This window comes from Vibrio sp. 2CM40D, from assembly GCF_023161825.1.
Classification (GTDB): Bacteria; Pseudomonadota; Gammaproteobacteria; order Enterobacterales; family Vibrionaceae; genus Vibrio; species Vibrio alginolyticus.
The window spans coordinates 154,866-175,723 of record NZ_JALNTL010000006.1 but is presented as its reverse complement, the minus strand read 5'-3'; the positions used below and the strand labels follow the sequence as shown (position 1 = coordinate 175,723).

The window sequence follows — 20,858 nt, the reverse complement described above, 5'->3', positions numbered from 1 at the left end:
GATGCGGTCTAATCTGAATCCAATCAGCGGCGCTTTGGCGCTCGCTGGTTACAGACAGACTAACAATGGTCTCTATGTGCTGTCACTTCTCCGGGAATATCCTCACCTGCTGGTTAACTGGGCAGTAGGTGTAGGTAAATCCACGAACATGGACGACGTAGTAGCAAAAGGCATAGAAACGGAAGAGTACGATCTAATCATCGTATTAGCCCCCACTCGCGCCATCATTGATGAGCGCCAATATATCCAGCACCCACCTAAAAACATCCAAGTAGCTAACCTTCGTCCACGCGACAAAGAGTTATGCGGTAAGCAGCGCAATGCTGAATGGGCTGACTATGAAAAACGCGGTCTCTCTATCCTTGGAAAACGTACGATTTGTGCCCTTTGCCCGAATCGAGAAAAATGCTACTGGGTCGATCAGTATGGTGATGCCCTAAAAGGCACGCAAGTATTATTCGCAACTCAAGCACACTTGGCAAACGATCTGAACTTCATTGCGCGCATGAAAGCTAAATGCAACGCAGAGAAGGTACTGGTTATCTTCGATGAAGCTACCGTATCGCTAACGCCCTACAGTCGACTCATAACACAGGAAGAAATCGCGAACCTGATTTTCTGCCTATGTGAGTCAAACCTACCGCAGAAGCGTAAAGAGGCTTGTGTACTCACTCTGCAAACCCTACTGGATGCCTCAACCGATGACCTGAGAGAGCCAGGTGTTTGGTCAATGCCTCCTATATTTCCGGCAGAGATTAGAGAGCTGGTTACCATCGGAGAGCGCCACTGGCCGGAAGAGTATCGCAATATTCATTTTGACCTTCAGGCATTGATGAAATCACCGCCTGACTCACGGGAGAAGACCGAATTTGGCGATTTACGATTCTCCGCAACACCGCTGGCAACCGATTGTGATGTTCTGCTGTATAGCGGTACCACGCATGAAGCCCTGTTGAAGCACAAGCTGGGTCTCGACTTTCACAACTTCTACCAAGACACCACTTTTAAAGGTGAAGGTACCGTTTGGCTGAATATCGCATCATCTTTGGGCACTGCAAGTAACTTTCTGAAGAACTCAGCACAGATCCTGGATTTCTTTCTTGAGCTACTAATCAAGCGCATAAGTGATGGCAAGAAAGTGCTCCTGGTCTCAAAGAAGAATCACAAGCAATTTTGCATCGACAAGCTGAATGACATGCTGGCGGCACGTGGGATAGTTGATGTTCATTTCGTTGATGGTGAAGAATACGCCCATAGTGACACTGTCACTAACGTGCCAGTTATCCATTATGGGGTCATTGGCATTAATCAGTTCGAAAAATTCGACTGCGTATATTGTCTGAACAGTTACTACGTTACACCGAAGATCCTAGGCAATACCTTGCAAGACATGCGCGCCAGTGATGAGCAGTTGGATATAGACATTAGAGTCACACCAAATCCTCGCCGCCGTCACGCCCGTATCGCTGACAACAAGTACCGCTACACAGATGTAGCTCAATTAGCCGAACCAATGTTACAGACACTGGAAATGGGTACCGTGATCCAAGCTGTGGGTCGGGTGCGCCCTTTTACAACGCCATGCGAGGTTATTACTTTTCAGAATAACCCGCACCCTAGCTACCCATATGATGCAGAGTTTAACAACCTCGCGGAAGCCCGTGCTTATTTCTGCATTACCAATCAGCGCACTCGAGCAACGGATGCCAAAAAGCGAGAAATACAGCGACTCAAGCAGCAAGGCTTAACACAAAAACAAATAGCCGAGCAGTTAAGTATGGGTGTTCGCACTGTCCGTCGCTACTGGAGTGGCCAAGAGGCCTAAATAAAAACTGTTTTATAGGGTTGCTGGCCACCCGGCGGCCCTACGCTTCCAAGAGAGAATATTGATTATGAATTTATTGCCCGCACTAGCAAAACGATTTAACGAAGCCGAATTCGAGCCAAAGAAAAGCGCTATTATACTGCCAATGCTGCCGCCAATGGATTCAGCGGCGGTGACGTACATTGAAACCCAAAAAGACTTGGAAGATCTGATACATCTAGCTCATCAGCTGCCATTGACCGGCGCGTCACTAGACTTTGAGTTTAAGTTCAGCGGCCCCGCAATCCCTCTTCGAGGTAACAAGCAAAAACAGGATATCCGAAGTATTCTACCCCTATTGATGGCTGTTACCTTGATGACAAACACAGGCAATCAGTTGCATCTTCACAATTATGTTATTGATTTAACTAAATTCAAAGAACCGAAACTTCTTCAGCCATTGCTTGACCTGCCCACGACCTATATCGCCCACCATGCCAAAGCCGAGTTACATTGTCTCTGGCAATTGGGTCTGACTGAGCCTCGCAATATCTGGGACACCTGTATCGCCGAGAGAGCACGATATCTGGGCCTGCATGTGTTTGACAATGATCAGGTATTTGATTCAGAGAACGCAGAGATTTGCGCCAGAGCAGAGCACGCTGAAAACAATCGGATCCGTTATGCACTAAATACCGTGGCGAGCCGCTATGATATTCACCACCGATTCAATTTGGTGAAATCAGACTTGCAGCACTCCTTTATTGACTATGACAGTGGAGAATTTACCCGCGAGCAGATCCACTATGCAGCTGAAGACGCTATTGTTGCAGCAAAGCTTTACCTGTCTCAGATGCAGCAGTTGACCCTCCAGGGAAGTTACCACCACCTTATCACGGTGGAGATGCCCTGGACCATCACCAATGCAGCCATGGAGTGGCATGGGGTGAGTGTTGATCGGGAAAAATGCAACGCTGTGCTCAATGCCAGTACGCCTAAGCTGAAAGCGCTCAGAAGTCAGCTGGCACAAATGGGGTTAGACAATCCCAATAGTCACCAACAAAAAGAAACGTTTTTCCGTAAACTCAACTTACTCGATCATTTTAACAAGGGCGGCAAGTACAGCTTCAAGTTGCAACTATTGAAAGATCTGGCCCATATCCACCCTGCCATCGGCCTACTGGCTGAATTTAGCAAGGTTCAAGCCATTGAGAGAGATATACTGCTTCGGCCTACTATTATCGGTTCCGATAGTCGCGTGCACCCAGAGCACAAACAGCTGGAAGTCGTAACCGGGAGACAATCTTGTGCCAGCCCGAACCTGCTCGGACTACCTGGCGCAATGCGCCCACTCATCATCCCGAAGAAAGGAAATGGCATCGGTGAAGCGGACTATTCCCAGATTGAAGTCGCCATCACAGCTGCGGTCTACAGCGATAAAAACCTGATTGCTAAGTTCAACGCGGGGGATATCTACACAGTCATGGCTCAGGAGTTCTATGCCAACGAACTGGATGACGAAGATCGGCAATGCGATTCCGGCACTTTCAAGCATAAGCACAAAGACAAGCGGGATATCATGAAAACATGTGTACTCGGTATTCTGTACGGCCTATCCCCCTTCGGACTGGGTAGCCGTCTTGAGATATCAGAACTCGAAGCCAAACAGTTGATGAATCGCTTCCTAGCTATGTTTCCTACCCTGAAACACATGATGGAAACCGCGCCACAACAAGCAGCATATCGGGGTTATGTGAGCACCAGTACCGGATTACATCGCCACCGTTCTAATAGCGGTGCACTAAGCCGCCACGAGACAAACTGGATGGTGAATATGCCTGTGCAGGGAACAGCTGCCGCTCTGTTTAAGATCGCGGGGAATCGACTCTACCAACTGTACAAACCCTATGGTGCTAAACTGATCCTGGCTATGCATGATGCCTTTATCTTCGAAGCACCATTAGACAAGATGCAAGAGGTTGGACGACTAACAACCGATGTGATGATTCAGACTGTGGTTGAACTCTTCCCTGAACTCAAGCCACGCATCGACCTGAATGACTCAGCGCCTCAGTGCTGGACTAAAGATGGGGATGCAGGCAGTGTTGAACGTTGGATTGCAGAGCGTTAACAGTATATGGAGGGGTTAGCAATGCTACCCCCACAATCAGCCTTTAGCATCTGATTACGACTATTCAGAACCCGCGTAATCTTTTAGTAATTCACCTGGCTTTTTGATCTTGCTGAGCCAACGATTTACCGATTTTGATTTATCACCCTGACCATCTGACAAATTAAATTTATCGATGATTTCATACACTAACTGTGTCTGCGCATACTCTTTTTCGTCGTTGGTCATGTGGTAGAGCCAGCCTTTTAAGAACACCAGCTTAACTGTTTCCTGAGACAGGTAGACTTTTTCCATGTCTTGTTTGTCTGTCTTGCTCTCTGCCTTCTTTTTACGCCCAGCCTTACCAAGCTGGTTAGCTAAGAAAAGATCGGGACACTTTACCTGTCTTTTCTTCTTCGTTGATCTTTCCTGCACTTGCTCTTCTTCAGCTTTCTCTATCAAAGAGTAAATCAGGGGGAGCAAGCGCTTAGCTTGATTTAAGGTCCATAACGATTCATGTTCTTTTAGTAATTGAGTTAAGTTGAGCGCCAGTACTGCCAAAACATGGTGTTCTCGGATTTTCGTACCAGACGTAAGATCTTTGGTCACCTCCGATACGGCCCCTTTATCAACACAGTACTGCGTCAATTCAAACCAACTTTCTTTACTTCTCTCTAAAGCAAGCTCATATGGCGGCACAAATGGCTTTGTCGGTTCATCTTCGTCAATAAGCGCCAGTATTTCTGAAAACTCAATACTCGATACTATATCTGATATTAAGTCATCGATGCTTCGCAACGCTTTGCCTATCAGCTCATACAGCTGCTCATCTTGCTGGCTATGCTCAACAAGTCTCGGAAGAACATTCATCACGATCGAGAAGTTTCTCTCACTCACATTCAGCAAAAATTTGCAATGCTCAGTACAGTGGCGAAGATAAAGCTTCATCAAGGGTCCATAAAACAGATCTAACTGAGACCAGCCGTACGTTTCTGTTCCAGGTAAATGTGTTCTTTTATGTTTTGGATGGAATACGTCCAGCTCATCTCCGTACAACTTTTTCATAGTAATAATATCTGGATCGCTGCTACTGATTTTGTAACCCATCGCCTCTCTCTTTTTCCAGCCAAATCAAAGGCGCATAGTACAGCAATTGAAGGTGGCCACCAATCCTATTACATGCTTTAAAAGACTCTTAACCACGTGGTCTCTCCGGCTCCGTGGCGATTGCTGCTGGCGTGTATGGTGACTCAAACTTAGTCAAGATGTATAACCAAGGCGATCTTTACACAGCCATGGCGCAAGAGTTCTTTTTGTAATGAGTTAGAATCAGAATACCGCAGCTGCGATTCGTCGGCCTTCAAAGAAAAATATCCAGAGAAACGAGCGGTCATGAAGTAATTCACACTTGGCCTAATTTACGGTATCACCAGCTTTGGAATAGCGAAAAAAAACTCAATATCAGGGTCAACAATGCCACGGAACTGATGGATAAATTTCTATCGATGTTCCCCGAACTGCAAAAAGCAATTGATAAAACGCCCCAGTATGGCGCTCTACGAGGCCATGTAAGCACTGCAACGGGATTGCACCGATACCGCCAATTGGATGCTAAGCGCGGCCATACTGAGAAAAACTGGATGGTGAACATGCCAGTACAAGGTACAGCTGCGGCACTGTTCAAAGCAGCCGGAAATCGACTTCATCAATTGTATAAAAGTTACAATGCAACATCGATCGTTGCGATGCACGATGCCTTTGTTTTCGAAGTACCTAAAGAACATCTGAGCGAAGCCAGCCAGTTAACTGCACAGGTCACGACCCAAGTGGTGCAGGAAATGTATCCCCAGTTGAAGATAAGAGCCGATATCAACATAAGCCCACCAGATTTGGGCCAAAGATGGTGACCCGAACACTCTCGATGTATGGCTGGCTAAATGACCAGAAGTGGACACAAAGCCTAATAGATTTAGTACTAAGGTTTTGTGGCCGCTTTTCTGGGTCTCAAATCATGGCGGGGTAATCGATACTTAGTTGATTAGATAGGCACCAATGCAGGATAGGTACCAATACCCTAGCACACTTATGCCCCTTTTCGTGTTAGCTCTCATGAACGAGGAATATTTAGCCCATTGTTTTGCCATACATGATCTAATGGATAAGCAAAAGACAAGACTCGCCCCGGTAATCCCTCCATTGTAATCATAAGAGTTTTTCCAACACAAAAGCTATTGCTTGTTAATGTTTATGTCTGCAAAACTTACCATAAATTAAACCTCGAATTACATCACTACTTTGATCTGAGCAATTTCGGCTTCATAATCATCCGACTTAATTACTGGAAAATTATGTACTCGCTCCATCACGGACATTGGATTCGATTCTTTAAGTATCAGATAACTCTTTGCTAATTTATATGAATCTTCCGTTATGTATGGAAATCCAACATCGTTATACTCGTAGGCATCTCTAGGGTCATTGAGCTGGGGCGGACTCGACAAGTATTTTGACAGATTGGCTTTCAGCTCATCTAAGTTATCGTACAACTTATTCCATGCTATTGTTTTTAAACCAATTCCAGACGAGACTGTCATTAGTTTCACTTTATTAGATAAGAAATAAGCTCTTAAAATACGCTCATCGACAACTGGAACATTTGCAAACCGATGACCTACAAAAATGCTACTACTGTTTAATATGCACTGAGCAAATTGGTAGTCTTTGTTCTTATCGTAAGTCCAATCTAAACATTCAAAAACCTCTTCAATGTTGTCTTGCAAGAACGCGGTTTTCCTAATCACTTGTTCACCAGCATGCTGCAAAATTTCTGAAGTACGATATTTCGAAATTTCCGAATCTGTTGTAACAATAGACTTGGCCTCGCCTACTATGATCAGGTCATCAATTCTTGCCAACAAATCAAACTCTTCTTCTTTGCCCGCACCTAGTTTTATTCGTCTCGATAACCCTTTATCGTAGTCATCGATAAACTCATTGCTATCAAGAGCGTCATTAAGTTCTTCTATGATTGTTTCTTCATAGGTGTAACCTTTTTCACGAAGATCAATGCCAAATTCATCAGCCCACCTCTCAACAAGTCTAAACACTGATGGAGCACCTAATGCGCTTGTCATTAATGCGTACTCACCTTTGCTAGTTTTAACTAGTGGTTGGCACCATAGGTCGCTAGTTGGGGATGGTTTTATGGTTAGGAAATCTACAATCTTTTCAACTTTTAGTGCATCTACACCCGTAGAGTCAGTCAGCGCACGCTTCAGAGAAAACGCCTGCACTGTTGGACAGAACTCACACAACTTGTTTATGTTGAAAGCGCTATCATCGTCTGGAAACTTACGCTGAGCATCATTTGCCATAAGCATTAAAGATCGCATTACTTCAAGTGCTTCGGATATAGAAAAGCCTTTTCCATAATCGTCAGTTAACCACTTTTCTGGATAGTGAGATTGCAGATCAAACTCTCTAATTCTCCATTGCGTATTCCACGTAATGAGATCGTCCCCACCATCTTTAATGGATATTACTAGCGCAATCCGTTTTTTATTCTGTCTTCTAATTACGGGGAATTTATCGTCCAGAAACTTAGCTTTATTACCACCTTGCGTAGCCATCAACGTGCTATGACCAGATAATCTAGCTTTTCGATTAGCACTATTTAAAAACGCAAGCTCATTTGCCGAGGATGGCTGTTTAATTGAGAAGAACTTCTGCTCTTTGTCCATCTCGACCAAATCAAAATCTGACCAAATAACACATTGCCATAAGTGTGTATAAGTCCAGTACAACTGGGACAACCAAGATTCTTGCATCACAAAAGAGATTTCATCAAGGGGCTCTTCAGAAACCTCTATTTTCTTTCCTTGAGAAATCTTGTATAGACAGCTTCGTATAGCAAGTTGAACACCATCGACAGCACCATGTGCTAATTCTGCCAACTCATGCTTGTTACCCGTTATATTTGTGTCTAATAGAACTGATTGAGTGTTCGTTATGTTCTGCTGTTTTGCCAATTTAAGTGCAACGGCAATTGTTCTGTTAGCAGAAGCAACATATGACAGCATTAGTCGTTCATAAGATGTTTTCGGAGCCTTTTTGTATAGGTCATCTAATGTTGAACGAACTTCACTTAAGACGCTATCGATAATGACACCAGCTTTATAAACTCTTTTGTCTCGCTCTGATGCATCTGCTTCAACTTTTGCCCACTCTTGACTCCACTTCTCCAGCTTAAAGTCATGTCTAGTTGGCGGTTTAATTTTGTTCTTGATTATTTTTTCAACAAACAGGTCTTTTACTTCATCAGCCATTGGATCAATTCCTTATTTTTCATAAGGCATATGATACCAGTGGATTAGCCTGCTTCATATCAGATAGTTACGTAAACAGACTCTCCGTCATGGTATATGTACATTGGTATTTCATTGATTCAAACCAGAGATCTAGATTTAGTTTAATGGCATGATTTGAAAGATATTTAAGGGAGGGATTATGGCGGACTTATACACTAACAGTAGCTCGAAACAGGACTTCATTCGAAATGGACTCATCACGAGTGTTGAAAACGGTATGGACGTGTTTATAGCTTCTGCTTTCTTTACTGAATCAAGTGTTATCGATGAGCTGGTACAAAAAGAATGTCATATCAGGATTGTTGTTCGACTGGGTTTTCCAACGCTACCAGCTGCCCTAGAAAAGCTACTCAGTCACGACAACGTAGAAGCTCGATTTTTCACCAGTAATTCGTTTCATCCTAAGTTCTATATCTTTGGTGACAAGAAAGTACTGATTGGCTCAGCTAACCTTACCCGCTCAGCACTTTTATCAAACCAAGAAGTAATGGTCGGTCTTCAATCTGACGATCATAGATTTGATGAACTAAAATCATTGTTCTCAGATTACTGGGAAGAAGCATCTGTTTTAACCAAAGATACGATTAGAGACTATCGAAGCATCTATAACAAATTCGGGAAATTGGACTCCTTAGTAAAGCAGCTAGACGACAGCGTTACTGACACTCTCGGCGACAAAAACTTTTCAAACATTAGCCGTGGAAAGAAAAAAACCAACCGAAAATCAATCTTCCAAGACACTTACTACAAGTCTTATCAAGAGTCCGTTTATGCGTTTCGCTGTATTGAAGAAGTCTACAGCACCTTTGAACGAAAAATCGATGAAAGTAACATCCCATTGAGACTTGAAATCGATTCATTCTTTAGCTTTGTTCGAGATAAGCACGCGACTACAGATATCTGGAAAAGACAGCCTATTGGGTGGACTGAAAGCCAAAAACTCCATATCAAAGTTCTAATCGACGAATGGCTAACTATTCATTGGAAACACTTTGAAGACACGATCGTACCAATCAACTATCCACTAATTCTTCGAGTTTTTGGCTCGGTACAATCTATTAAAACTGCGTCAATGCATGACATTGTGGAAGCACTATGTGTTCTGCACTCATTCCATGACAGATTTAGATTCTATAAAGGTGGGCTACCCACCTTGAAGTCGGCTTTCATTGAAGCTAATGACGAATCACAAGTTAAGAAAACTCTTTGTTATCTGCTTTACGGTACAGGCGATATAGTGACTCGCATGTCGAACTGCATCCACGACTCAGAGTATGAACTAAACGAGTTTGGACCAGCCAATGTCCAAGAGCTTATAGGTTGGATCAACAAAGAAAATCTTCCCGTTATCAACGGTCGAACGACCAAAGTGCTGAGATATTTTGGTTTCGAAGTTAAACAGCTTGGTGACTAAAATATGACTATTTGATACTTATTAGTAAGTTACACACCTTTTAGTGGTACATAATGCATATGAACTGTACACGGTTCATATGCCTAGATGTTGAGATAAAAATGGAAATCTTTGCTACCCCACTTTTCGTAGCTATCGCTTGGATCTGTACCGTTGTTAGCTGTGTTTATGCTTTTGTTCAAAAAAGCAACGTGACCAAAATTACGCAAAAATTCGATAATCTAAGCATTCATCACAAAGAACTAAAGGTCGAAAACAGTACGCTGCAACAAAAGTTCGAATCTTTGGAAGTTTCATACAATGCATTACAAGTTCAAAACACTTCTCTAGAACAGAAGATCGTCGAAATAGAAAAGAACGATATCCACGATAACTATCAAGAAGTGCATCAAAACGGCCAGACCAACTTTAACCAAGGTGTAATTAAAGGCGACTTTGTTTACAACAAATAAGAGTTCTAAGCTTGTCTATGTGTGAAACAAGATTTGATATTCAAAACATTGAAGGTGACTTCTACAACGTAGAGTCTCCAGAAAATAACGTTGACTCCATTATTAACGTTATCATTGGTGATATTGCATCTGCCAACGTAAGAATCGATCGAACTGATCGGTCGTTTCCCGCAAATGTTACTACGAAGATAAACCACAACATGCTCAAGACTAAGCGTCGAATTGTCTTGCAGTATAAATCGTATTCATCCCATATTGAAACAGCCTACACTCTTGCAGAACAACACATAATCAATGGAAAACAAACGGCAATGGAATTGCTTAATGAAATGTACTGCAATTCATTAGATAAGTATGGCATTGACTCATTTGAACCCGACATAGAGCAAGTACGGCAGCACGCAGACGACATCATAAGCGATGTTATCAAACAGCTCAGAAAGTTTGTGTATAGCTCAGCTAATGTAACTCATTACAAAGAACAAGTAGAAATTGGGCTAAACGTTGTTGTTGCACATGGTTTTGTTGAATGCTGCGTACTGGAGAATCCTAACAATGCTACCAACTAAAGGCTCTCACCCAGAGATGAATGTGCTCTACATTGGTGGCTTTATCTTGCAAAAGCTTCATGAGCGCAAAAGACAGCGTATGACGATCACACAGCTAATGAAAGTCGGCACTAAAGAGCTTTCTGTGTCCGTGGACCACATAATTCTAGCGTTGGATTGGCTGTATATCATTTCTGCTATTGGCTACGATAGCAAAGAGGTTTTTATCAATGAAGCTACTTAGATTTCTCTTAGAGATCGACGGTGTAGAAACACGAGAGATACCGTTTTTAGACAACTTAAACATCATCACGAGTAAAAAGAAATCTGACGCACCTGGTAACAGCGTTGGTAAGTCAACTTTAGGTCGAATCCTCGACTACTTGTTTGACGGCTCAATTAGCCCAATTTACATTGATGATGAGTTTCAAACACCAAAGCAAGAGATTGAACAGCTTTTCACAAACAGTGAAGTATACGTATCGCTTGAGTACCTTGGTCTAAACAATCAGTACAGTGTTATTAAGCGCAGACTATCTACCGATACTACACTGCAAAACTACATTTTGAACGGGCAAGAAGTAACAAGCAAAGAATACATCGCGCACATTATGGGCAGTATTTTCAACGTCTACTCTGCTAAACCAACGATCAGAAAACTTGCTCCGAAGTTCTTTAGAACAACACAACACCGTATGACAAAGACTGTTAACTTTGACAACGGTAGGAACGTTAGTAAATCCGATATCAACACGGTTTTTCTGTATCTGTTCAACTTTGATGACACTGAGATACTCAGTAAAATCCACAGACTAAAGACCACCATCAAGGGTTATGAAAAAAATCTCAAAGCCTTTAATAGTGTCATTTCTCAAGACAAGATTGTCGGTTCAGTCTCTAAAATAAAGAAAGAAATCGCTAAGTTAGAAAAGTCTTTATTATCGTCTGAAAAAGGCATTGATAAGCTAGAAATCGTATCAAAAATCAACAAGATAGATGACGAGCAGAATTCACTTTCTGACCAGGTTCTTTCTTTAGATTTAAAAATTAAAAACATTATTAAGACCAATGAAATACTAAAGACTAGTGAACAGCATCATTTGCTCGATGAACTGCGTACTATCTACGAGTATGCTTCTGTAAAGATAGAATCTACTCTTGAGGATTATCAGCGAGCACTCGCTTTCCATGATCATCTGTTGAGCACTAAACGAGAGTTTGTGTCGCATGGACTAGATAAACTGCAACAGCAGCATGAAAAAGCAACTATCAAATTCGGCCAGTTAAAAATTCAGAAGCAAAGCCTATTCGATGAACTAAAATCGAAAAAGAAAATGGAAGAGATATCTGACACGATGAAGGAAATTGGTAAGCTTGATAAAGAGTTAGCCAAACTAACAGCCATAATCGACAAAAAGGATGATATCGACTCAAAGCTAATACTTGAGAGACAAAGCTTAACTGAATTAGCTGGTGAGCTTGAAACTGAGCTAAACAATGTAACCTCTTTTGAAGAAAAGTATATTGAAAACTTCAAAGACTACACTCGCAATTTCTACGGAGTTGAGTACAACTTCAGTCTCCATTTAGATCAAGAAAAGGGTGAATGCTCGCCACATGTCGACGACGTAGAATCAAACAACGAGGGTGGATTAAAAAGACTGGAAGTTGTTACATTTGACTTAGCATACATCAAGACTGTTTGTGACCAACAAGCATTAAGACCTAACTTTGTCCTACATGATTCGATTGATGAAATCGATATACAGCACGTTCGTAAAATGTTTGATGAATCAATTCAACTATCAGGACAACACATTGTTTCTATGTTGTCTGATAAGCTTGAAGAGCAGGATTACAAAAAGTACAAGAACTACATCATTCTAGAACTTTCTCAAGATAATAAATTCTTCAATATATGATCGAAAGGTTGTCAGTTAGGCGGCCTTTTAGTGGCGATATTATAGAACTGATTGACTCTCGGACGAGTCTTGTTTGAATGTTACTGGACATACTTTGGGGAATGGTGAGTCAGAGTGACGCTGAAGCAGCAAGGGCTTGCTTTTTGTCTATCGCAGCTTTCCATGCTTGAGTTAATCCATCTTTTGCTAATGTAGTGAACTCGCTGGCTCATTTATGTCCAAAAATAATTTGGAGACACTCAGAACTCAAAAAATTCAAGTCCAATCACTGCGTGAACGAAAGTGGACGACATCCCTTAATGAATCACTTATTAAGGAAATGCGTCCGCTTTATCGACCTCATGACCCTTTAACAAAAAAAGCAGAGGGTCTCCCCTGCTCTTCTGGCGCTCAGTCAATCATCTATAACCTCGTCGGCGACAATACCGATTAAAAACCCAGCAACTCCACCAGCTAAAGCACCGTAGGCCCCATAGTACCTAGCTCCGAGAGCTGCACCTATTTTCGCTGCACGAATACCTGTGTTCTTTTTGGATTGGGATGACGATTGTGAAAAGGTTCTGCTTTGCATGTTTGCCTCTTTTATATATGAAAAAGGACCATGCTCAGTCAAGAACATGGTCCTCTAATTTTTTTTGTAACACTGCTTAGTGAGAGTGACCACACACCTGACAGCTACCATCATCATAAGAACGCTCACCGCATGCCGGACAGGTTGTTACTAGGGTTGTGATTGATTTAATCGTCATATAAAGACTCCTTATTGTTTATTGGATGAAGTAATAGGGTGTTGCGAAGCTCATTGATACCTCGGCCTAGAGAATCCGATTCGAAACCGATGTACCTTGAGCCAAGCTCCGCAAAGAAACTTATTATGCTTTACCTTTAGGGGTATCTAGACCGCATTTCGCCGCATCCATGACTTTGCCATTCATGGTTCCACAGGCATCGGCATACCACTCAATACGTTGGCCAGACTGAGAGTAAACTTGTTTACCTGCTTTCCCATTCCAGGATTTTTCTATCTTCGAAATGTCAGCCGGATTACCGCCGAGCGTACCGCCAGCGAATGATGATGTGGTAACGAATAGACACGTTAGACCTAGCAGGATGATTGATTTTTTCATTGTGTTGTTTCCTTGAATACGTCATGACGCCATCGGTAAAGGCACCGAAAGCGAGAATGGTTAATAGTTTAAAGAGGGTGATCGACAGGTAGTGTCGAGACGAGTGAATCAATTTCACTCAAGTTACATATGCCTTGTCAGACATACGCTTTGGCGACCAATAAAAGCTATAGCAATATCAGTAACCTTATGAAGTTTCGCTAGAAATAATCGGATTCTCTCAAAGCACGACATGCCCTGACGAGTGGTCTATCTAAAATGCGTAGCATGAAAGAACACGACACCCTAGCGAAAAGACTTGGTATTATTTTGACCCGTTTGAATACGGGAGAACGGCTATGTCTGGAAGAATTGAGGCGAGAGTTCGGTGTGAGTGAAAGAACCCTGCAGCGGGATTTCAATGAGCGATTAAATTACCTCCCTATTCAACGCGAAGGTGCATGTTATTTTCTTGATCCAAAAGTCTTGGGTAAGCAGACTAGCCACGAAATATCAACATTACTTGCCAACATGGGACTCGACACCCTGTTTTCAGGCAAGCACTACCTGAGTAACGGAGTGCTTAACAACAAATCGACGCCGCCGTTTCTATTCAAGAACCCACGGATTGAAGACATCAGCGAAAACGCTTCTATGTTCCAGAAACTTATCGAATCGGTTCAACTACGGCACGTAATCAGCTTTGTCTGCGATGGACAGGCCTATGATCAGTTCCACCCATACCGGTTGGTGAACGATAGAGGACTCTGGTATCTCGCCGGAGCACACAGAAACCGCCTAGATTTACTCAGAGTTGCCAGAATTTCCGAGTTAGTCCGATATGAGGACAAATACTCTCCCGATACTAACGTCGAGCAGATCATCACTGGTTGGCGATCAGATGTTGAGTTAATAACTCCTGTTGACGTGGTTATACAGATTCGGGGACGCATTGCCGATGCCTTCTTCAATGAAAGCACCGACCATGATTTTCGAGTGTTGAAAGTACTGGATTCCGGAGACGTATTAGCCTGTAACCAAACCAATAACATTCCACACTTGCTTCGTCAGCTAAAGGCGTGGCTTCCTGATGCAGAGGTATTGTCACCCGACTGGTTACGGTACCAGTTGAAGCAAGAACTTCAGATCTACCTGAACACCGTCATGTAAAAGCCACAGTTCCTAGTCAATCACCGTCTAAATCTTGGTGTTGGCTGGCATCTCCGTCGTAGACACCCCGCTACATAATCAAGCCGCGACTTACCCAACGCCTCGGCCCTAGCCTTGAACATTCCAGTATGAGCCATTTTCTTGTCTTTCCATGCTCCGCATGCAAAGCCCTTGACTTGATGGAATCGTAGACTGATACCGAATAAGGGAAAACTTAAAACGTTGCTATTTTTTAGTACATCCTAATAAACTAATAAATAACCCGCTAGGGGCCGAATTGTTAATAATATATAGCTATTGAAATTACAGATTCAATCACCTCTGGCTATCGTTAGAGTGCATCACGTTTAACGAAAATTGTCCGTTTGGCGATCCATTACCCTTCCTCATTGCCAGTAATGGTAATGGGGCCGGAATAGCCGATTACTAATCCGTCCCCCATCAACCGGCCAGTTCACCTTATAACAATGTGATTTAGGCTCCGTGGCCGCTTTGACCTTCCACAAACACAACGCACCTGTTTTCAGCCCTTACTTTTACATGTAGCCATGAGTCGAACGCTAACTTTCTCGGGAATTTTCCCTGACAGTTCCAACTACTGATTTGACACAAGATCATTCAGATCTCCTCCTTTGGCTTTGAAGTTCAAGGATTTTCTAATCCCTTGGCTTAGTAACCAGTAATGAAAAGGTAAAAGCCATCACACCTTGATTTCACTGACATGATGGCTTGTCCAATTCACAGACCAGAACAACTGGAAATTTTCTCCTGTTCATTTCTTGTCCCGCTCTGGTACTTGGTTTCAGTCAGCTGTTAGCTTAACGTCATCGTAAACATCCATTTCTACATAGCTGATAAAGCTAGCCTGGTAGGTCTTAAAGAAGTCCTGCACATCCGGCCTACTTAGTGGTACTTCGCCCATGAACCTAATGAAAACGACACTGTGAGTCACATCGAAATCAATGTCTTTCTCAAGTTCGGAGTAAAGGCCAGCATAGGAAAAGTCAGTTAGGTAAGCCAGATGCCAGCAGTCACCTTTCTTTTCAAAACGTAGCTCGATTGGGTGGAATCCTCCATCTTCAGTGGAATATAAACTATCACTGTAATTAAGCGTAATTGCGGTAACGTCATCGCTAATTTGATGTTTGCTGACTTCATCATTGATTAGTTGTTTAAAAGCGTCAGACACGGGGAGCCCTAGCTTTTCGCTATAGGTCAGTTTCATAATAATTGCTCTTTGATTTTACGTGTGTTGCGCTCTTGGTTTGTGCGCAGTATGAAAGGTATTTATGCAGTGGCTTTCGTGGTAGATTTAGTGCTCACTAATGCTATCAGTTCATCGCAACGTTCATCAAAATTTGTCGACAGAACGTGAAGAAACAGACTATTCGGCGCAGCCTTTATTAGTCCAATCGTATCAGATCTCAGTGCACTAGCTGTAAACGAGGGATTATTAGCACTTCCGCCGATTATTGCTGGTTTTAGCACTGTACTTTTAAATGATTTATCTTTGTACTCCTTAAGAATATTTATCAATTTTCTTATTGGAATGAGTTCTTTGGTAAATAAGCCCCCACTATCATTGCCCGTTAGCTTTAGATACAATTCTTCATCTTCTGTTGCTTTGACCAAGTCGAAATAAATGTAACTTTCGCTCTTTGGACTAAGCTTTTTAGCTTTCCCTGATAGCAGGGTGGCAGTACCCTCACACTCTATTGCTTCCTGATTATCTTGGTCTTGCGTCTCTTGTGCTTTCTCCGGTTCCACTCCTGTCTGTAAGTTTTCTTCCATAACTTCTACTTCGCTATCGGCTTTATTTTTATTACTGGCGATTTTGCGGGACATAGATACTTATCCTTATTGTTTGGCTTGAGTTATAACGACTCTGCGTGCGGTAACAAAATCCGTACAGGGTGAGACGTATTTGATGTTGGACTAACTAAATAAACGCCGCCCCCTGCTGAGGTGACGATGGCAAGGGCAATGATAAAGTCCGTGTCGGTACTGTTAATTAGGTAAACCGTTTCGGGGTAGTTTTGTACAAAACGAATAAGATGCTGAACACTCTCTGGTTGCTGATTAATGGATTCATCCGTATCTGACTCTTCGATTAATATCAGGCTAGTGCTAACCTCTTGCCAGAATTCAGCAGTAATTACATCATCAAATTCGAATGGTTCAGTCATGTGGTGTCGTAAAGCTGCTATTGTCTCTTCCGATAACGGTAGAGAATCAAGCTCATTGAATTGTGTGATTATTTTCATTTTCAAAACTCCATATATAAGAAAGCCCGAACTCATTCGTTGGGTTCGGGCTTGATATGTTGATTTAATATCGAAGCGATTAGGCTTCGTCGATTAATTGGATTAGAACTTGCGAAGATTGACGAAGAGACTCATTCCCAGCTCTCGCATAACGCATTGTGCTACTAATGGATTTATGGCCGAGAAGTTGCTTTAGCACACCAACATCAACGCCTGCAGATATAAGTGATGATGCATAAGAGTGACGTGCTGTATGAAAAACGATCTGATCGGGTTCCTTAAGCATCAATTCTTTTTTGATCTTGTTGAATAAATGTCGAGGTTGGCTGATGTGTGACTTTTCTTTTTGCCCTGGAAATACATATGGGTTCCCCTTCTTCTTGAGCCTTAGCAAAAACCGAAACTCTTGAATCGCCTGGGGCGTAAGCTGGATCTGGTGTTGAAACCCATTCTTTGAGTCTTCCCTTGGTATACGCATCACACCATTTTCAAGGTCAATATTTGGCCAACGAGCAGCCCTGAGACTGCGTTCTCTGCATCCCAGCATGAAAAGCAGAATAATAAACCGGCTACGAATAGGACAATAATCCGGTTTTCTTAGCTCTTCGAAAATCCGTTTTATCTCCTGAGGCGATAGCCATCGCTCCCTAGCTCCTGTTTCTGGAAACAACTTAACACGAGCCGCAACGTTGGGAATGGAGTACTCTTCTTCTATCATGCGTCCCATTAGCTTGAGCAAACATAACACACGGTTAATTGTTGAACGACTTAGCTTCTTACCACGTAAATGAACCTTATCCATCAATCCTGCGACCATGGACTGTATGTGTGAAACTTTAAGCTGGTCATAACTGATATCCCAAATATCAACACAGTGGTTAAATCTTGCTATATCATGTCGCCAGCTTTTCTTGCGTGACTTAGAAATTTTAATGAAGTGATTGTTGAAGTATTCAGATACAGTAGGTATGTCTGGTTTGACGGTTGAGTTTTTTGGATCTATTCCTTCAGCAACCATTAGCTTAATACGTTGCGCCTTCTTCCTTGCATCCGCCAAGGAAACTTCTGGAAACGTACCAAGAGATAAAGAGCCTTTTTTACCATTTAAGGTATATCGAACCAACCACTTCTTTCGCCCATTTTTACCAACCAGAACCTTGAAGCCCGATAATTCGGAACAGGAATACTCTGCTTCAGTGGACCGAGAATTAAGGTCATTGGAAGGTAAGCTAGTGATCTTAGCCGTAGTGAATTTAAACCTTTTATCCATACTGCATACCATTTACAATATAACTTATAATATTAATATATGTTATAGATTGCATTCAATACGGATTTTGTTCATTTAATTCTATGAAAGATTTTTATTCAAAACTGAAACGAAATCGATTTCTTCCAAGTAGTCAGAACATCCTTTAGGAACATCATCCTTCCAACTTTCATCTCCATTCAAAACTTTTTCCCTGATATTAGTCGACGTAATTCTAGTTGGTGAATAATCTTCTTTCAACACTTCAACCTGATACCCCAAAGACATTAATGTCTGTATCTTTTTATTGTTCCATTCTTCTCGAATCGTTGTATAGCATTTACAACTAAGATTCAAATTTTCTTTTATTTTTTCTGGGTCATCAATATCAAACATAATAAAACTATACGAGTTTTTCTCAACTTTAAAATAATCCAATACTCTAGTAATCATTTCAACCCTCTGATTATAAGTTAACGGATTATCAATAGAAGATACTCTCTTTCTAATCCCATAAATTGAACTTAATGAAGTTATATCAGGCTGAGTTATTCCAATGATAATATGTTCACATTTAGACTTAGCCATCATTAAATATTCAAGATGTTCATTATGAAAGGGTTGAAACCTGCCATGAATACACGCAAAATCCATTTTAATCCTCACTTAAAATCAATCTTGATATCACTGCCACTAGTTACTACCTCCCCTATCAAGATTGGGCATAGGTCATGTAAAGATAGATAGGAAAGAACTTGTTCACAGTCATTAGTAAAAATAACCACAGGACCGTTAGTTTGACCAATAAACATTTTATTAAACATAAAGTCATCTCTAATTTCACTTGAAACATAATCAGAGAAAGACTCAATATTTCGCCTAAAGGAACAATGTTCTTCTTTATTGTCTCCAATATAAAATTCAGAATGTTTATATAATTTTACTCCACAAGAGCTATCGTATAGAAAGGGGAAAATACTTCCAATAAGTCCAAAACCTGAAACATCTTTACAAATAACATTATATCTTTTTTTCAATTCTACAACTATTTTATTGGAGGTACTTAGTACCCAACTATCGCTAGAGTCATGATCCAGTCCATAATCAAGTATTGGCTTTGTTAAAATTATTTTCATTCCAGAATTTATCTTAGAGCAATCTAAAACATCAAGGTCTTTTTCTCCAAAAATAGTCATAGTAATAGACGTTTGATCTGACAAATAAGAATGAAAATTAACACATCTAACTGACTCTAGTCGTAAAACTTTATTCATCTCTTCGACGATGTCTTTCTTTTCTAAATCCGATAAACCAAAATAAAATCCAAATGATATTGTACAATATTTAGGAATAACTCCATATGAATACAAATCATTTGCGCAATGATAAAATGTCGATTCTACATACAACTTAATAGAATTTGATATTGGCATAACAGTATCAACCGAAACAGCCACATCTTTATCATATAATCTTGCAAACTCAGAATCATTTTCAAGTTTAGAGTAATTTTCTATAAAACCTAAATTTATAAGATTTTTAGCGGAAATTTTATTACCACAACCTAAGTAAGTAAAATCATAGTCTAACATATTATTCTTTATTTTTACCTGTATAAGTATTACATTCATTTAGCTCCCAAAGTCGTTCAAAATACTTATTAAACGCGAAGTAAAAGCTTTCTGGATTTTTTGAATTTTCAGGATGAACAATATGCAATTGTGGAAGTTGTGTCCCATCTTTAGTATCTGGACTAAAGAAATTGTAGGAACACAAGCATTGATTCTTATTAAAAAAAGCCAATCTAAAAATAGGCATTTGTTCGATTAAATCAGCTTTATAAAGTCTAAGTTCCAAATCGTGGCCATCATCAACATACTCCTTTAATCGTTCCACTGATGCTTTTACAGTGTTTATATAATCAGTTTTAGCTCTGGAGCTTATTTTCTCAAGCGCTTTACTTTCTGGATCACAAACCAAAAACTTCACACTCCCACACTTTAGAAGTTCATTAAACTGCTCGGGATGTGAAGTAAGCTTATTAGCACCTGTCCCTAAAAACATAAAATTACTATTGACGTTAGAAAGCATTGTTTTAGCATCCATACCAGTCTCTATGCTCTGATCTGCTTTAACCAACCCAACCTCTTGAAAATCTTTAATTATTCCTTCCTTTTCGCAAAGTGTATCTTTATACTTTTTCACAAACCTATTATTGATAGTTTTAAAAATTATAAACAATAAAAACACAACCACAATTAACAATGTTATCAAAATCCATTTTTCAACATTGTAATCAACATCAGAATATTTAATTGATATAGAAAAATCACTATCTTTAAAAAAATAAATTAAACCTGCAGATAACAGCGTAATGATATACCAATCTACAGGGTTATCTCTCGTCCATTTATTAATACTAATTCTGATATTTAATATACTTTCAATCATA

The 20,858-nt window shown here is 41.0% G+C and carries 19 protein-coding genes; 9 read left to right on the top strand and 10 right to left on the bottom strand.

What is annotated here, in order from left to right; all coding sequences use genetic code 11:
- Nucleotide 1: 1 nt before the first annotated feature.
- Together MTF70_RS15625 and MTF70_RS15620 are read left to right on the top strand one after the other, a co-directional pair.
- Nucleotides 2–1,825: a hypothetical protein gene (locus tag MTF70_RS15625; RefSeq protein ID WP_205461006.1), complete on the top strand. Its 1,824-nt coding sequence runs from the start codon at nt 2–4 to the stop codon at nt 1,823–1,825.
- Between the two features lie 67 nt (nt 1,826–1,892).
- The gene (locus MTF70_RS15620) at nt 1,893–3,935 is read left to right on the top strand and encodes a DNA polymerase (protein ID WP_238959142.1); all 2,043 of its coding nucleotides are present in this window, start codon (nt 1,893–1,895) and stop codon (nt 3,933–3,935) included.
- Nucleotides 3,936–3,995: 60 nt separating this feature from the next.
- Here MTF70_RS15620 and MTF70_RS15615 read toward each other — a convergent pair whose 3' ends face one another.
- Nucleotides 3,996–5,021, bottom strand: a complete 1,026-nt coding sequence (locus tag MTF70_RS15615) for a hypothetical protein (RefSeq protein WP_205461004.1) — start codon at nt 5,019–5,021, stop codon at nt 3,996–3,998.
- 380 nt (nt 5,022–5,401) lie between these two features.
- Between MTF70_RS15615 and MTF70_RS15610 the strand changes: the two genes are divergently transcribed.
- Nucleotides 5,402–5,821, top strand: a complete 420-nt coding sequence (locus MTF70_RS15610) for a DNA polymerase (protein WP_238959035.1) — start codon at nt 5,402–5,404, stop codon at nt 5,819–5,821.
- A gap of 375 nt (nt 5,822–6,196) precedes the next feature.
- Here MTF70_RS15610 and MTF70_RS15605 read toward each other — a convergent pair whose 3' ends face one another.
- Nucleotides 6,197–8,239 carry a hypothetical protein gene (locus MTF70_RS15605; protein ID WP_205461003.1) on the bottom strand — a complete coding sequence of 681 codons (2,043 nt, stop codon included), beginning with the start codon at nt 8,237–8,239 and terminating at the stop codon, nt 6,197–6,199.
- 181 nt (nt 8,240–8,420) lie between these two features.
- Between MTF70_RS15605 and MTF70_RS15600 the strand changes: the two genes are divergently transcribed.
- The 5 genes from MTF70_RS15600 to MTF70_RS15580 all read left to right on the top strand — a co-directional run bounded on the left by MTF70_RS15600 (nt 8,421) and on the right by MTF70_RS15580 (nt 12,617).
- Entirely contained in the window at nt 8,421–9,695 is a 1,275-nt protein-coding gene (locus tag MTF70_RS15600) for a phospholipase D family protein (RefSeq protein ID WP_205461002.1), read from the top strand.
- A gap of 101 nt (nt 9,696–9,796) precedes the next feature.
- Nucleotides 9,797–10,147 (top strand): hypothetical protein, encoded by a 351-nt coding sequence (locus MTF70_RS15595; protein WP_140139231.1) that lies wholly within the window; start codon nt 9,797–9,799, stop codon nt 10,145–10,147.
- Between the two features lie 17 nt (nt 10,148–10,164).
- Nucleotides 10,165–10,716 (top strand): hypothetical protein, encoded by a 552-nt coding sequence (locus tag MTF70_RS15590; protein ID WP_205461001.1) that lies wholly within the window; start codon nt 10,165–10,167, stop codon nt 10,714–10,716.
- Nucleotides 10,703–10,939 (top strand): ABC-three component system middle component 6, encoded by a 237-nt coding sequence (locus MTF70_RS15585; RefSeq protein WP_010429937.1) that lies wholly within the window; start codon nt 10,703–10,705, stop codon nt 10,937–10,939. Before MTF70_RS15590 ends, MTF70_RS15585 begins: the two co-directional genes overlap by 14 nt.
- Nucleotides 10,926–12,617 (top strand): DUF2326 domain-containing protein, encoded by a 1,692-nt coding sequence (locus MTF70_RS15580; protein WP_140139233.1) that lies wholly within the window; start codon nt 10,926–10,928, stop codon nt 12,615–12,617. The genes MTF70_RS15585 and MTF70_RS15580 overlap by 14 nt, the downstream gene beginning before the upstream one ends.
- An 872-nt stretch (nt 12,618–13,489) precedes the next feature.
- On the opposite strand, the gene MTF70_RS15575 is transcribed toward MTF70_RS15580, so the two are convergent.
- Entirely contained in the window at nt 13,490–13,744 is a 255-nt protein-coding gene (locus MTF70_RS15575) for a hypothetical protein (protein WP_140139234.1), read from the bottom strand.
- 267 nt (nt 13,745–14,011) lie between these two features.
- Here MTF70_RS15575 and MTF70_RS15570 point away from each other — a divergent pair, with 267 nt between their 5' ends.
- A complete protein-coding gene (locus MTF70_RS15570; protein WP_140139243.1) occupies nt 14,012–14,893 on the top strand; it encodes a WYL domain-containing protein in 882 nt (293 codons plus the stop codon).
- Between the two features lie 802 nt (nt 14,894–15,695).
- Here the strand turns inward: MTF70_RS15570 and MTF70_RS15565 are convergent.
- The 7 genes from MTF70_RS15565 to MTF70_RS15535 all read right to left on the bottom strand — a co-directional run bounded on the left by MTF70_RS15565 (nt 15,696) and on the right by MTF70_RS15535 (nt 20,857).
- Nucleotides 15,696–16,118 carry a DUF2787 family protein gene (locus tag MTF70_RS15565; protein ID WP_205461000.1) on the bottom strand — a complete coding sequence of 141 codons (423 nt, stop codon included), beginning with the start codon at nt 16,116–16,118 and terminating at the stop codon, nt 15,696–15,698.
- 62 nt (nt 16,119–16,180) lie between these two features.
- Nucleotides 16,181–16,738 (bottom strand): hypothetical protein, encoded by a 558-nt coding sequence (locus tag MTF70_RS15560; RefSeq protein WP_205460999.1) that lies wholly within the window; start codon nt 16,736–16,738, stop codon nt 16,181–16,183.
- A gap of 29 nt (nt 16,739–16,767) precedes the next feature.
- Nucleotides 16,768–17,157: a hypothetical protein gene (locus MTF70_RS15555; protein WP_140139237.1), complete on the bottom strand. Its 390-nt coding sequence runs from the start codon at nt 17,155–17,157 to the stop codon at nt 16,768–16,770.
- A gap of 79 nt (nt 17,158–17,236) precedes the next feature.
- Complete coding sequence (locus MTF70_RS15550) at nt 17,237–18,427, bottom strand: site-specific integrase (protein WP_140139238.1); 1,191 nt, start codon at nt 18,425–18,427, stop codon at nt 17,237–17,239.
- Between the two features lie 81 nt (nt 18,428–18,508).
- Nucleotides 18,509–19,060 carry an adenylyltransferase/cytidyltransferase family protein gene (locus tag MTF70_RS15545; RefSeq protein WP_205460998.1) on the bottom strand — a complete coding sequence of 184 codons (552 nt, stop codon included), beginning with the start codon at nt 19,058–19,060 and terminating at the stop codon, nt 18,509–18,511.
- Nucleotides 19,061–19,068: 8 nt separating this feature from the next.
- A complete protein-coding gene (locus MTF70_RS15540; protein WP_238959031.1) occupies nt 19,069–20,037 on the bottom strand; it encodes a hypothetical protein in 969 nt (322 codons plus the stop codon).
- Nucleotides 20,000–20,857, bottom strand: coding sequence for a hypothetical protein (locus MTF70_RS15535; protein ID WP_193246494.1), 858 nt, complete (start codon nt 20,855–20,857; stop codon nt 20,000–20,002). Before MTF70_RS15535 ends, MTF70_RS15540 begins: the two co-directional genes overlap by 38 nt.
- Between the last annotated feature and the right edge of the window lies 1 nt (nt 20,858).